This is a genomic window from Methylomusa anaerophila, from assembly GCF_003966895.1.
Taxonomy (GTDB): domain Bacteria; phylum Bacillota; class Negativicutes; order Sporomusales; family Sporomusaceae; genus Methylomusa; species Methylomusa anaerophila.
Genome location: NZ_AP018449.1, coordinates 4,038,017 through 4,051,822 on the forward strand (window position 1 = coordinate 4,038,017; position 13,806 = coordinate 4,051,822).

Genomic DNA, 13,806 nt, shown 5'->3' on the forward strand with positions numbered 1-13,806 from the left:
TTATATATTGCGAGGTGGCGGCATGGATAAAGAAAAGTGGTATGCTCGTTCTGCAGATGAGGTTGTTGCTTTTTGGCAGACCTGTTTTAATGATGGATTGTCGTCGGCAGCAGTAAAAAATCGTCTAAGCAAATTCGGCTATAATGAAATTGCTGAAAAATCAAAGGAGCCTTGGTGGAAAAGGTTTTTGTCACAATTTCAGGATTTTATGGTCTTGATTCTTTTAGCCGCCACGTTAATTTCAGGTTTTTTAGGTGAATATGCGGATGCAATAACAATCTTAGCCATCGTATTACTCAATGCCCTATTAGGTTTTTTTCAAGAATACCGGGCCGAGCAATCCCTTAATGCTTTAAAAAAACTATCGGCGCCGACGGCGCGAGTGATTCGCAACGGTATAATCCAACAAATCCCGGCACGTGAACTGGTTCCGGGCGATATTTTGGTTCTTGAAGCAGGAGACAAACTGGCAGCGGATGGCCGTTTACTCAGTGTTCATAATTTGGAAGTTGAAGAAGCTGCCCTCACCGGTGAATCATTACCTGTCAGAAAGGTTGCCGACAAAAAATTTTCTGAAAATGCACCGTTAGGAGACAGGAAAAATATGATTTTTGCCGGTACAAGTATTTGTCGCGGCAGAGGGAAAGCAGTGGTCTGCGCAACTGGTATGTCAACCGAAGTTGGACACATTGCCAATATGATCCAAGCCGCTGCGGTTGAGCCAACACCTTTGGAAAAACGCCTGGAACATTTGGGACGCTGGCTAGTCTGGGGTTGTCTCGCCATATGTATGATAGTTGTCATTACAGGCATAATGAAGGGTGAATCCCTGTTTCTTATGTGCATGACCGGTATTAGCCTGGCAGTGGCGGCTATACCGGAAGGACTGCCGGCTATTGTAACAGTGGCCTTAGCGCTTGGCGTTCAGCGAATGATCAGACAACACGCCATTATCCGCAAGTTGCCGGCAGTGGAAACTTTAGGCTGCACAACTGTAATATGTTCCGACAAAACAGGTACCTTAACCCAGAACGCTATGACAGTACGTCAGGTCTTCGCCGGCAATGATATTTTTGAAGTAACCGGATTAGGTTACGATATAAAGGGATCATTTTTGTTAAATAACCAGCCGGTCTCCGCAAACAAACACCCGTCATTGCTTCAGTGCTTAAAGATTGGGGCTTTATGCAACAATAGTTCATTAAAGCAAAATAATGTTATCATTAGCGGGACATGGCGAAAAAATGAGGTAAGCGGTCTTTCAGTTGAAGGTGACCCAACGGAAGGCGCTATTACGGTAGCAGCCGCGAAAGCAGCCGTATGGCGGCAAGATTTTGAAAAAAACAGTGACCGGGTAGGGGAAATACCTTTTGAATCTGAACGTCGCCGTATGTCGGTTGTTTATCATGATAAAGACACCGATACACATTGGCTCTATGCCAAAGGAGCTCCCGATACAATTATTGACTTATGCCGGCACTGTCTAACTGAAAGCGGAATTATTCCTCTTAACCAAGAAATCATAAAAAAAATTTCTGCTGTTAATGAATCAATGGCAGGCAAAGCACTCCGGGTACTGGCTGTTGCCTACCGCCCCTTTGATAAAAATCAAGTAGAATTATTGAATGAAAACCATGAAAACAATCTTATATTTGTCGGCTTACTAGGCATGATCGATCCGCCGCGGGAAGAAGCTAAAAAATCTATCACTTTATGTCTTCAGGCCGGCATTAAAACTGTAATGATTACCGGCGACCACCGGGATACGGCGGTTGCTATCGCGCGTGAGCTTCAAATTTATCAAGAAGGTAAACATAAGGCGCTAACCGGCCATGACCTCGACACCATGAGTGACAAGGACCTGGCGGCGGTTGTAAATGAGATCACGGTTTATGCCAGAGTGTCACCGGCGCACAAACTAAGAATTGTTAAGGCCTTAAAACGGCGCGGTCATATTGTTGCCATGACGGGAGACGGCGTTAACGACGCCCCAGCCATAAAAGAAGCCGATATCGGAGTAGCAATGGGGTTAACCGGAACTGATGTATCCAAAGAAGCCTCGGCAATGATATTGGCTGACGACAACTTCGCCACTATTGTAGCAGCAGTGGAAGAAGGCAGAGGCATATATGACAATATTCGAAAATTCATCCGCTATTTGCTGGCATGTAATATTGGGGAAGTACTCACCATGTTTTTGGCTGCTTTGTCGGGACTGCCCATGCCGCTGCTTCCGGTTCAAATATTGTGGGTCAACTTAGTAACCGATGGATTGCCTGCCATGGCCCTGGGTGTTGACCCAAATGATCCTCATATTATGCAACGCCCGCCCCGCCATCCGAAAGAAAGTGTATTTTCCAGAGGCTTAATCCGAAAAATTATCAGCCGGGGATTTCAAATCGGTTTAAGCACACTTTTGGTGTTTAGTGTGGTATACTATCTTAAAAACGATTTACCTCTGGCCCGGACGGCGGCATTTACCACCCTGGTATTCTGCCAGTTATTCCACGTTTTCGATTGCCGCTCGGAAATCTTGACTATATTCGAATTAAAGTTTACTACTAATAAATATCTGCTGGGAGCTGTCTTTTTTTCCACTGTCATGGAGTTAGCCGTAATATACGTGCCAAGTTTACGATCAATATTTTCGACTGTTCCACTGTCATTATCTGATTGGACACTTGTCCTGATTGCTTCAGGCTGGTCACTCATCCTGAACGGGGTTAAACATGTTTTTAGACAGCGACGGCTGGCGAATCGTCCGGCATTTAATAAAGTCCGCTAAATAATTAACAAACCATAATTAACAAAGCACAATCTGGAGGAATGAAAATGGAATTTAGTAAGTGGCATGGCTTAGGTAATGATTTTATTTTGGTTAATGGTTCTAAAGAAACGATTTCCAATTATCAGCAATTGGCGACACAACTTTGTAACCGCCATTTCGGAGTTGGCGCCGACGGGTTAGTCATCGTTTCTCCAGGCGATTCAGCCGATTTCAACATGCGCATATTTAACTCAGACGGCAGTGAAGCAGACATGTGCGGCAATGCTACCCGCTGTGTTGCCAGATATGTATATGAAAACGGTATGACAGATAAAACCACAATAACGTTAAGTACTTTAGCCGGAATTATTACACCGGAGTTACTCTTCCGGGATGCTGTTCTCGAAACTGTTAAAGTTGATATGGGTGAGCCGCGTTTGACCAGAAAAAAGATTCCGATGACGGGAAATCCGGACGAGCAAGTCATCAATATCCCAATAACTGTGAACAACAGCGTTTATAACGTCACTGCAGTATCCATGGGTAATCCCCACTGCATTATTTTTGTCGATGATGTAGAATCTATCAATTTAACAGTTATAGGACCGCTCCTTGAAACTCATTCCTTTTTCCCCAGAAAAACGAATGTAGAATTTGTTCAAGTGATAGATCGAAACACAGTCCGAATGCGGGTTTGGGAGCGAGGGGCGGGAATAACCCAAGCATGCGGCACCGGGGCTTGCGCAACATTAGTGGCAAGCGTTCTGAACGGACATACCGAGCGTCAGGCTGTAATTAAGCTTGACGGCGGCGATTTGTATGTGGAATGGGGTGCTGATAACCATCTGAGCATGTCCGGTCCTGCTGTTGAAGTATTCCGTGGCAAATTCCTTCTTTGATCTTGGTACCCGGCTACCGCTGGCCGGGTTTTTTCTTTTGGATAAAGGAATTTTATCGCAAACAGCGTAATATAATTACGCCAGAAAGTTTTGGGAAGGTATTAAACTTCGGAGGTGTTAAGGTGAAAATTAAAAGCTGCATCGTCATCTCTTTGTTCATCCTGCTGATTGGCCATAATATGTCTTGGGCAATATCGCCAATTAACCAAACCGTGATTAAAGATGCTCAGAAATATGGAATGTCAAATATCCAGAAGCCTCTTACGGATTTTTTGTTGCCATGGGTTGCATACGAAGAACAAGCGAATATATTAAACGCAACGACTGAAAGCGCTTATCTATATACTCCTTATCTACTGATTGCAGCAGATGCCAGGGATAAAGCATTAAATCAGCAAACTGTCAAACTTACCGATACCGAAAAAATTTTGTCAGATTATGCCGGTTATTTGGTATTTAGTGTTACTTTATACAGCGACGGGCCATCTTTCATGGATGATTACCAAATAATTTTACGGCAGGAAAAAACCACACTAAAACCCTATCAATCCTTAACTAATCCAGTTGTAAAATCACCCTGGCACCCTCAGAATCCTCAATTTATGTCCCAGTGTTACTTCTATTTTTCGCAAAAGACTGTCAACTTAACTAAAGTGGTATCTTTGATCCTTATTACCGGCGACAAACGGGAACATAGATTTCATTTTGACCTGTCAAAAATCAAATAATTAATTTTGAATGGGGCTTAGCCCCATTTTATATTGTTATCATATCGTCGAAAAAAGGATTTAGGATGAGAAAAGCGAAGTAAAGGATATATATTAAAAAAATACGGGTTAAATTTGCCGTTATAGTCAATAATAACATACGCAAAGGAAGGTGCTCTATTCGTGCTAAAAAGTATGACCGGCTTTGGTAGGAGCGAGTACATAGATTCGACTCACCGTTTTATTGTTGAAATTAAAGCCGTAAACCACCGCTATAATGAAATTGTAATTCGTATGCCTAAAAACTTAGGCAGCTTGGAAGATAAAATCCGCCGTAGCGTTGCCAACACATTGCTTAGAGGGAGAATAGACGTATATGTCACTGTTGACGAATATGGGGAAAAGAAACGAACTATCAGGGTTGACAAAGAATTGGCAATCGCTTACCATAATGCAATAAGAGAATTAGCCAGTCTGCTGGCAACCACTACTGTCGATAATGTTTATCATATAGCGAAATATCCTGATATTTTAAAGGTTGAAGATGTTTCCGACGATATAATGGAGCTTTGGCCCAAACTATCCGAAGCAATAAACGGAGCCGTGGCTAACTTGATGTCCATGCGTCTTGCTGAAGGTGCCAGCATTGAAAAAGATTTATTAGGCCGCATTGAAAAACTAAACGGTTGGATAGCCACCATATCTGAACAGGCACCCCAACTGTTGGTCGACTACCGGGAAAAACTTTTAGGCAGAATGCGTGATCTTTTATCTGCAGTCGGTATGGAACCGGATGAAACAAGAATAATACAGGAAACCGCCCTGTATGCTGATCGTATTAATTTTACCGAAGAACTAGTCCGCTTGCAAAGCCATCTGGACCAATTTCGTGCTACCCTGAACTCAGATGGTGCAGTCGGCCGAAAACTTGACTTCATCATTCAGGAAATCAATCGTGAAACGAATACAATTGCTTCCAAGGCCAACGATTTTACCATTGCCAATGTAGTTGTGGAAATTAAAAGTGAAATAGAGAAGATCAGAGAGCAAATCCAAAACATAGAGTAATATAGGAAGATCAATTAGTGACGACTTGTAGCATGACAAAAATACTGTAATTTCAGTTATGTATAGAATTCATATTACAGGAGGAATGATTATGGAAATCAAACTTATCAATATTGGCTTTGGCAATATCGTTTCTGCTAACCGGATTATTTCAATTGTCAGCCCTGAATCAGCGCCGATTAAACGGATTATTCAGGAAGCCCGGGATCGTGGCATGCTTATAGATGCTACATATGGCCGCCGCACCCGCGCGGTTATTATTACGGATAGCGATCATGTCATATTATCTGCGGTCCAGCCCGAAACGGTCGCTCATCGTCTGACCAATAAAGAAACAACCGATGAACCCGCTGAGTAATCCTGGGAAGGGAGATATGCGAACCAATATGACGCAGCAAGGAATTTTGATAGTTCTCTCCGGCCCATCCGGTGCCGGTAAAGGAACCATTTGCCGGGAATTGCTGCGTAGCAATCCTAATTTACAGTACTCAATATCAGCAACCACCCGCCAGCCTCGCGCCGGAGAAGCTAATGGAATAAATTATTGGTTTCTCTCAAAACATGAGTTTGAATCAATGGCCGAACAGAATGATTTACTGGAGTGGGCAGAAGTTTACGGAAATTACTATGGAACTCCCCGCCGCTATGTAGCAGAGCAATTAGAAAGTGGTAAGGATGTTGTACTGGAGATTGATATTCAGGGTGCTATGCGGGTCAAAGAAAAATTTCCTGAGGGAGTATATATTTATATAATTCCTCCTTCTTCCGATGAGTTGGCAGAGCGTATAAATAAACGCGGTACGGATAGCCCGGATTCAATAAAAAAACGGCTTGGTTGCGCCAGTGAAGAATTATCATGCGTTTATAATTATCATTACTTAGTTGTTAACGATAAAATAGCTTCTGCCGTAAGGAATATTGAAGCCATTATTGCAGCAGAAAAATGTAAAGTGCAGCGCAATCACAACTTAATTGAGAATTTTTTCCGCCACAGTTGTGTGAGAAAAGAAGATTTATAGTTTAAAACAGGGGGGAACTCCGTGATTCATCCTTCGCTAGATATTCTTGTAGGAAAAGTGGATAGCAAATATACGCTAGTGGTTCTTGCTGCCAAGAGAGCCCGTGAAATCATGGACGGACAGTCACCGCTTGTTGAAAGCAAATCAAATAAGCCGGTAACCATCGCTCTTGAAGAAGTATCTCATGGAAGAATTACATACGAACGTACCAAAACAGGTATAAAGTAGGAGGCAAGAATGTCTCAGTACAAAAATGTTGTTATGGGAGTAACGGGCGGAATTGCTGTATATAAATGCGTAGAGGTTGTCAGCCGGCTTAAAAAAGCCGGCTGCCGGGTACATGTCATAATGACGAAAGCGGCAACTCATTTTGTGACGCCTTTAACGTTTAGAGAAATTAGCGGTAATCCAGTTGTGGAAGACATGTGGGAAGATCCGAAAACGTGGAATATTGAACATATTGCTTTGGCAACGCTAGCCGATATATTTCTAATCGCTCCGGCTACCGCTAATATCATTGGCAAGATTGCCAACGGTATCGCCGATGACATGCTTACCACTACAGTAATGGCTACGAAGGCGCCGGTTTTGCTGGCCCCGGCTATGAACGTCAACATGTATTTAAATCCGATTACACAGCATAACTTGTCCAAGCTACGCAATTTAGGTTATCAAGTGATGGAACCTGATTCGGGAATGCTGGCTTGCGGCGTGGAAGGACTAGGACGTTTACCGGAGCCGTCGGTAATAGTTGACAAAACACTGGGTTTACTTAATACAGGGAACAACTTTACAGGTAAGCGAATCTTGATCACCGCCGGCGGAACTCGTGAGCCGGTCGACCCGGTTCGCTATATAGGAAACCGTTCCAGCGGCAAGATGGGTTATGCGCTGGCGCAGGCTGCAAAATCCCGGGGGGCAGAAGTAATCTTAATTTCAGGGCCAGTAAGCCTTTCTCCGCCTGCGGGGGTTGAATTTGTTAAAGTTGAAACAACTCAGGAAATGCGCGAAGCCGTCCTGGCTAATTTTAATCAAGTGGATATTGTAATCAAGGCGGCGGCTGTTGCCGATTATCGCCCCCTCGAACCGCAAGAACAAAAGATTAAAAAAACCGGTGAAATAGTAACCTTACAGCTTGCCAAAAACCCGGATATATTAAAAGAATTGGGAACGTTGAAAAAACATCAGTTATTAATTGGTTTTGCAGCCGAAACAGAAGAGTTAATTGCCAATGCTGCAGAAAAAATTAGACTTAAGAAGCTTGATATGATAATAGCCAATGACGTTACTCTACCAGGCGCCGGGTTTGACGCCGATACTAATATTGTTAAACTCCTTTACCCCAGCGGAAGGGTGGAGGAGCTTCCCCAAATGTCGAAAACCGAGCTTTCAGCTGTCATTTTAGATAAAATCTATAATTTAATGATAAATTTAACTTGATTTTTATGCGGATATAAATTAAAATTTTTATGGTGTAAATTACATATTCAATTCTCATCAAGAGTTGGTGGAGGGACTGGCCCGATGAAACCGCGGCAACCCTTGGGCGGCAAATTGCCCAAAACGGTGCCAATTCCTGCGGATTTCCGCAAGATGGGAGAGTGACAAAATCACCTCCCTTCGGGAGTTTTTTTATTCTTTTTTTGATACGATAAGGAGGTAATATGTTTAAATGACCAAAAAAAGTGTACTTTTCACCTCAGAATCTGTAACCGAAGGACATCCTGATAAGATTGCCGACCAAATTTCCGACAGTGTACTTGACGCTATCATTGCACAGGATCCTATGGGTCGCGTGGCTTGCGAAACATTAATAACAACCGGATTAGTCCACGTTGTTGGTGAAATCACTACAAATTGCTATGTTGATATCCCGAAAATTGTACGTGAAACAGTAAAAAGCATTGGTTATACCAGGGCTAAATTCGGGTTTGACGCTGAAACCTGCGGCGTGCTCACTTCAATTGATGAGCAATCTTTAGATATTGCGCTTGGTGTAGATAGAGCACTGGAAGCCAAACAGGGAGAAATGGATGCCATTGAAGCGATCGGCGCCGGTGACCAGGGAATGATGTTTGGTTATGCAACAAACGAGACGCCGGAATATATGCCTCTGCCGATTTCGTTGGCGCATAAGCTAGCCCGCCGCCTCTCCGAAGTTCGTAAAAACGGCGATTTAGCTTACCTTCGTCCCGATGGAAAGACGCAAGTCACTGTAGAATACGTAGACGGAAAACCGGTTAGAATCGACACCATCATTGTGTCTACACAACATAGTCCGGATGTTGACCAAAAGACCATTGAGCAGGATCTGATCACCAAAGTGATTACTCCCATTGTGCCCCATGAACTTCTTGACGCCCAAACAAAATATTATATTAATCCTACCGGCAGATTTGTAGTGGGTGGACCTCAAGGTGATGCCGGTCTTACCGGCCGTAAAATCATTGTAGACACATACGGTGGTATGGCCCGCCATGGCGGCGGAGCATTTTCCGGTAAAGATCCAACAAAAGTAGACCGCTCCGCAGCTTATGCCGCCCGTTATGTGGCAAAAAACGTTGTTGCTGCCGGTCTGGCTGATAAATGTGAAATACAACTTGCTTATGCCATTGGTATCGCCCGTCCTGTTTCTGTTATGGTAGAAACTTTCGGGACGGCCAAAATTGATGAAGACCAAATTGTAGAATTAATTAATAAGCACTTTGATTTAAGACCAGCAGGCATCATTCAATCCTTGGATCTTCGGCGCCCAATCTATAGGCAAACAGCGGCGTACGGCCATTTTGGCCGTACAGACGTTGATTTACCGTGGGAGCGTACTAATAAAGCTGAAATTCTACGCAAAGAAGCCAATATCTAAGAGCTAACATATTTCATAACAGTCTATGGTAATACTAAGATTGCTAGGTGAACAAGCGTCATCAAAGGAGGTACTACCATTGGCTGATCAAAATACCTTAAACCGTTCAGTGTTCCGCGTCGGCGGCCTAAAAGGCGATCATTGCCGCGAGCGCATAGAACATACCCTATCCCATTTACACGGCGTTGTATCAGTAAAGATTGATCTAACTGGTAAACAAGTCTCTGTCGATTATGACTCATCTGTAACGCCCAGCGGCTACATTGAAGAAACCCTACAATCCCTTGGCTACTCGATTCAAGAATAACATGTCTCGAATGCGACTTCATTTTTCCCCTTTGGGCCTGGGTAAACGCAGATTAAAGCGGTTTTACAAACGATTAGAGATGGATACCGGTATGGAATGGGATATTGTGTCCACTACTTTCACCGAAGCTAAAAAAGCAGGTATTTGACTTTACAACGCGAATATAATTATTGAGTTGACATGAAAGGGGACTTTAAAAAGTCCCCTCTCTTTATAGCTCTTTCCAACCATAAAACTTATATAAACTTATAACTTAAGTGGTGTAAAATGAAAAAGATTGCCCAAGTCATAGTCAATATACCTACACGCAATATTGATAAAGCGTTTTCTTACATCATTCCGGATCATTATGCTTATATTGATATAGGTTGGCGGGTCATAGTACCATTCGGTCAACGCACTGTGGAAGGGTTTATAATTAATATATCGGATATATCGGAAAGGGATGAAACTGCTTTAAAACCGATCACTGACATTCTGGACGATTTCGCCTGGTTTGGCAATCACATGCTTAAAACTGCCGAATGGTTGGCCGAGTATTATTTAACTTCTTTAGCTGAATCTTATAGAATGTTTATTCCTGGAAAAGCAGGGGTAAAGACTCAGGAGTTGTACAAGATTGCCGACAGTGTCAGTGAAGTACAACTGGCTGAACTTAAGGAGGCAAGCAAGGATAATGATAATAAGGATAATTTTAAGATAATTGAACACATATATAAAAAAGGACCGCTGAAATTATCGGAATTAAGAAAGGAATTTAGGCACACAATCAGCGATTCTTCTTTAGAAGATATAATTAAATCTTTACTGCGCCAGAAAATACTCTGTAAACACAGTAAAATATATAAATCCGGTCTTCCGCGCCTTACCACGGTATACTCACTTGCTGTAGATGCGGCAACAGCTATTAATACCATTAACGCCACTTCAAAAAGAAAGCCGGCTCAACTCCGGTTAATTGAAGAGCTCCTTAAGTACAACAGCCTTGACAGCAGTCAATTGCGTCAATTAAGCATCACCCTTGATACTGTCAAAAGACTGGTCAAATTAGGACTGATCCATACCAAGCAAGTCCAGATAATCCGTGATAGTTATGCAGACAGAGAATTTTCCGCGCCCAAACTTAAGCCCACCCAAGACCAGGAACAGGTCCTGGGCCAAATAATACCCGCTATATTAGAAAAAAAATTTAAATCATTTCTTCTTCGCGGCGTCACAGGCAGCGGGAAAACACAAGTGTATATAGAAGCAGTACGTACTGCCAGAAACTTAGGAAGGCAAGCAATTGTTCTTGTTCCGGAAATTGCCTTAACCAGTCAAATTGTCTCCCGTTTTAAGGCAGCCTTTAATAATGATGTTGTCGTTATTCACAGTAGATTATCCCTGGGGGAAAGATATGATGCCTGGCAACGGTTGCGATGTAATCAAGCCGGTATTGTAATTGGAGCAAGATCCGCCATATTTACACCGGCAGACAATTTGGGCTTAATCGTTATTGACGAAGAACACGAATTTACATACAAACAAGAAGAAGCACCCAGATACCATGCCAAAGAGGTGGCTTTAACCCGGGCGAAGTTTTCAGAAGCTGTAGTGATCTTAGGAAGTGCCACTCCTTCAGTAGAAACATATTTTCAAGCATTGCAAGGTGAGCATAGTCTTGTTTGTCTAACCAGAAGAATTGACAGCGTTCCCCTCCCACCCGTTACGGTTGTAGACATGCGAAATGAATTAGCGCAAGGAAGGCGGGGAGTTATCTCGCCGGCCATGCAAGATATGCTTAGTGAAACATTTTCCAAGGGTGAGCAAGCTGTAATTCTTCTTAATCGCCGCGGCTATTCCACTTTCATTATGTGTCGTGAATGCGGTCACGTCATTAAATGTCACCACTGTGATATCGCCATGGTGTATCACGCAGCAAATACTTCCTTACGTTGCCATTACTGCCAGGAACGTCAGGCAATCCCTGACTGCTGCCCGGTATGCGGCAGTCGATATATTCGCTATTTCGGCACTGGTACCCAAAAAGTTGAAGAGACTCTAACCCAATTGTTCCCCCAGGCGAAAATAGCAAGAATGGATCAGGATACGACCAGCGGCAAGACGTCTCATGAAAAAATACTCAGTGACTTTGCAAAAGGAAGCTATGACATCTTATTAGGAACCCAAATGGTAGCCAAAGGACATGATATAAAAAATGTTACAGCAGTTGGTATCATATCGGCAGACACTGCTCTCAATCTACCTGACTTTAGAGCCGCTGAAAGAACTTTTTCGCTTATCACACAAGCCGCCGGCAGAGCGGGAAGAGGCAATAGACCGGGTAAAGTGGTTTTGCAAACATATAACCCGGAACATTTCGGGATTCTATCTGCATCCACACATGATTATGAAACTTTTTTCAGATCAGAAATTAAACTGCGTGAACAGCTTGATTACCCGCCATTCACACAGTTGATAAATATATGTGTTCTTTCTAAAGACAATACTGAGGCGGACTCTCAGGCTAAAGCAATTGTTGCTGAACTTAAATGCACATTACGTGGTTTAAATCATACGTCAATAATTGGCCCTTTTCCTGCTCCTATAAGTAAAAAGAAAGATGTTTACCGAATCAATATTCTGCTAAAGACCAGGCAATTGAGTGAAGTTAGAAACCGGTTGTCAGAACTCAAGCTACACACGCGAAAAGGTATAATTATTGATGTTGATCCATTAAATGTATTGTAATGTCATGACAGGGAGGAATATTAATGGCAATAATGGATATTAAAAAAGCCGGAGACAGCGTTCTGAAAAATGTTTCAGCTCCGGTTGGCAAAATTGATAAAAAAATTAAGCAGCTTCTCGATGATATGGGCAAAACAATGTATGAGGCGGACGGAGTAGGCCTAGCTGCTCCCCAAGTAGGGATATCCCTTCGTCTAATTGTAATTGACGTCGGCGAGGGTATCCTCGAACTTATTAATCCCGAAATCCTTGAGTATGAAGGAAGCAACTTAGGAACCGAAGGATGCTTAAGTATTCCCGGAATGTACGGAGAAGTAGAAAGATATGCTAAAGTTACGGTTGAGGCACTAGACCGGAGCGGCAAAAAAGTTAGAATCAGTGGTGACGGTTTATTGGCTCGCGCTCTGCAACACGAAATTGATCACCTTAACGGCATCCTGTTTATTGAACGTGCCAAGAGCGTATTTAAGGAGAAAGATAAGGAGCAAAGCTAATGGCGGCCTTACGAACCGTATTCATGGGTACTCCCGATTTTGCCGTTCCCTGCCTTAATATGTTGGTAAATGAAAATTACGATATTGCGTCAGTGGTTACGCAACCTGACCGGCCAAAGGGAAGAGGGCAGAAACTAGCCTTTTCCCCTGTGAAAGAAGCGGCTTTAGCATACAATTTAACACTCTGGCAACCCGCAAAGATTAAATCTGATGAATTTATCCGCCAACTGGAAGAGGCGAGGCCGGATGTCATCGTCGTCGTAGCCTTTGGTCAATTGCTGCCGAAAAAAATCCTGGCTTTACCTCCTCTTGGCTGCATCAACGTCCATGCTTCATTGCTGCCTGAGTACCGTGGGGCAGCCCCGATTCATTGGGCGGTGATCAATGGTGAAACACAGTCCGGAATAACTACCATGTATATGGACGCAGGCTTAGACACAGGTGATATGATTCTAAAGGCGGAAATCCCAATTGCTCCTGACGACACTACAGGCAGATTGCATGACAAACTGAAGGAGTTAGGAGCCAAGCTGCTTTCCGAAACGCTGAAACTCATGGCATTAGGCAAGGTCCCGCGCCAGGCCCAGGACAACAGCAAGGCGACTTATGCCCCCTTATTAACTCGCGAAATTGAAAAAATCAATTGGCAAATGCCTGCACCATCAATTCATAATTTAGTCCGCGGATTAAACCCCTGGCCAGGGGCTTATTGCTGCCATAATGAAAAAAAGCTAAAAGTCTGGCAGACAAAAGTTGCCAATACCGATTCAATGTGCTCAATGCCAGGGCGAATTGCAGCACTCGGCAGTGAAGGAATTATTGTGGAAACAGGCAAGGGTTTGTTGGAACTTGTTGAAGTACAGCCTGAATCCAAGCGTAAAATGAAAGCATGGGAATGCGTTCGTGGTTATTGTTTAGATGTGGGAACCTTTTTAGGGTAATTTGAGGTGAA

At 43.2% G+C, this 13,806-nt stretch carries 14 protein-coding genes and 1 riboswitch; all 14 genes read left to right on the forward strand.

What is annotated here, in order from left to right:
* Positions 1-22: 22 nt before the first annotated feature.
* The 14 genes from MAMMFC1_RS18365 to fmt all read left to right on the forward strand — a co-directional run bounded on the left by MAMMFC1_RS18365 (position 23) and on the right by fmt (position 13,795).
* Complete coding sequence (locus tag MAMMFC1_RS18365) at positions 23-2,785, forward strand: calcium-translocating P-type ATPase, SERCA-type (protein ID WP_126309899.1); 2,763 nt, start codon at positions 23-25, stop codon at positions 2,783-2,785.
* A gap of 41 nt (positions 2,786-2,826) precedes the next feature.
* Positions 2,827-3,666, forward strand: a complete 840-nt coding sequence (gene dapF / locus MAMMFC1_RS18370) for a diaminopimelate epimerase (RefSeq protein ID WP_126309900.1) — start codon at positions 2,827-2,829, stop codon at positions 3,664-3,666.
* A 122-nt stretch (positions 3,667-3,788) separates the two neighbouring features.
* On the forward strand, positions 3,789-4,394 hold the full coding sequence (locus MAMMFC1_RS18375) for a hypothetical protein (protein WP_126309901.1): 606 nt from the start codon (positions 3,789-3,791) through the stop codon (positions 4,392-4,394).
* A 162-nt stretch (positions 4,395-4,556) separates the two neighbouring features.
* Entirely contained in the window at positions 4,557-5,441 is an 885-nt protein-coding gene (locus MAMMFC1_RS18380; RefSeq protein ID WP_126309902.1) for a YicC/YloC family endoribonuclease, read from the forward strand.
* 91 nt (positions 5,442-5,532) lie between these two features.
* The gene (gene remA / locus MAMMFC1_RS18385; protein ID WP_126309903.1) at positions 5,533-5,799 is read left to right on the forward strand and encodes an extracellular matrix/biofilm regulator RemA; all 267 of its coding nucleotides are present in this window, start codon (positions 5,533-5,535) and stop codon (positions 5,797-5,799) included.
* A 28-nt stretch (positions 5,800-5,827) separates the two neighbouring features.
* Complete coding sequence (gmk, locus tag MAMMFC1_RS18390) at positions 5,828-6,460, forward strand: guanylate kinase (RefSeq protein WP_126310753.1); 633 nt, start codon at positions 5,828-5,830, stop codon at positions 6,458-6,460.
* A gap of 21 nt (positions 6,461-6,481) precedes the next feature.
* On the forward strand, positions 6,482-6,688 hold the full coding sequence (gene rpoZ / locus MAMMFC1_RS18395; protein ID WP_126309904.1) for a DNA-directed RNA polymerase subunit omega: 207 nt from the start codon (positions 6,482-6,484) through the stop codon (positions 6,686-6,688).
* Between the two features lie 9 nt (positions 6,689-6,697).
* On the forward strand, positions 6,698-7,900 hold the full coding sequence (gene coaBC, locus MAMMFC1_RS18400; protein ID WP_126309905.1) for a bifunctional phosphopantothenoylcysteine decarboxylase/phosphopantothenate--cysteine ligase CoaBC: 1,203 nt from the start codon (positions 6,698-6,700) through the stop codon (positions 7,898-7,900).
* A 51-nt stretch (positions 7,901-7,951) separates the two neighbouring features.
* Positions 7,952-8,060: riboswitch (SAM riboswitch) on the forward strand.
* A gap of 72 nt (positions 8,061-8,132) precedes the next feature.
* The gene (gene metK / locus MAMMFC1_RS18405) at positions 8,133-9,323 is read left to right on the forward strand and encodes a methionine adenosyltransferase (RefSeq protein ID WP_126309906.1); all 1,191 of its coding nucleotides are present in this window, start codon (positions 8,133-8,135) and stop codon (positions 9,321-9,323) included.
* 79 nt (positions 9,324-9,402) lie between these two features.
* Complete coding sequence (locus MAMMFC1_RS18410; RefSeq protein WP_158618816.1) at positions 9,403-9,630, forward strand: heavy-metal-associated domain-containing protein; 228 nt, start codon at positions 9,403-9,405, stop codon at positions 9,628-9,630.
* A gap of 1 nt (position 9,631) precedes the next feature.
* Positions 9,632-9,778, forward strand: coding sequence for a hypothetical protein (locus MAMMFC1_RS21625; protein ID WP_158618817.1), 147 nt, complete (start codon positions 9,632-9,634; stop codon positions 9,776-9,778).
* Between the two features lie 119 nt (positions 9,779-9,897).
* On the forward strand, positions 9,898-12,360 hold the full coding sequence (gene priA, locus MAMMFC1_RS18415; RefSeq protein ID WP_126309908.1) for a primosomal protein N': 2,463 nt from the start codon (positions 9,898-9,900) through the stop codon (positions 12,358-12,360).
* Between the two features lie 23 nt (positions 12,361-12,383).
* Complete coding sequence (gene def, locus MAMMFC1_RS18420) at positions 12,384-12,854, forward strand: peptide deformylase (RefSeq protein ID WP_126309909.1); 471 nt, start codon at positions 12,384-12,386, stop codon at positions 12,852-12,854.
* On the forward strand, positions 12,854-13,795 hold the full coding sequence (fmt, locus tag MAMMFC1_RS18425) for a methionyl-tRNA formyltransferase (protein ID WP_126309910.1): 942 nt from the start codon (positions 12,854-12,856) through the stop codon (positions 13,793-13,795). The genes def and fmt overlap by 1 nt, the downstream gene beginning before the upstream one ends.
* The last annotated feature ends 11 nt before the right edge of the window (positions 13,796-13,806 follow it).

Excerpts from the sequence above, each read along its gene's own strand:
- dapF (WP_126309900.1), top strand. The coding sequence starts at position 2,827 with ATGAAAATGGAATTTAGTAAGTGGCATGGCTTAGGTAATGATTTTATT.
- MAMMFC1_RS21625 (WP_158618817.1), top strand. The coding sequence starts at position 9,632 with ATGTCTCGAATGCGACTTCATTTTTCCCCTTTGGGCCTGGGTAAACGC.
- def (WP_126309909.1), top strand. The coding sequence starts at position 12,384 with ATGGCAATAATGGATATTAAAAAAGCCGGAGACAGCGTTCTGAAAAAT.
- MAMMFC1_RS18365 (WP_126309899.1), top strand. The coding sequence starts at position 23 with ATGGATAAAGAAAAGTGGTATGCTCGTTCTGCAGATGAGGTTGTTGCT.
- remA (WP_126309903.1), top strand. The coding sequence starts at position 5,533 with ATGGAAATCAAACTTATCAATATTGGCTTTGGCAATATCGTTTCTGCT.
- fmt (WP_126309910.1), top strand. The coding sequence starts at position 12,854 with ATGGCGGCCTTACGAACCGTATTCATGGGTACTCCCGATTTTGCCGTT.
- metK (WP_126309906.1), top strand. The coding sequence starts at position 8,133 with ATGACCAAAAAAAGTGTACTTTTCACCTCAGAATCTGTAACCGAAGGA.
- priA (WP_126309908.1), top strand. The coding sequence starts at position 9,898 with ATGAAAAAGATTGCCCAAGTCATAGTCAATATACCTACACGCAATATT.
- gmk (WP_126310753.1), top strand. The coding sequence starts at position 5,828 with ATGACGCAGCAAGGAATTTTGATAGTTCTCTCCGGCCCATCCGGTGCC.
- coaBC (WP_126309905.1), top strand. The coding sequence starts at position 6,698 with ATGTCTCAGTACAAAAATGTTGTTATGGGAGTAACGGGCGGAATTGCT.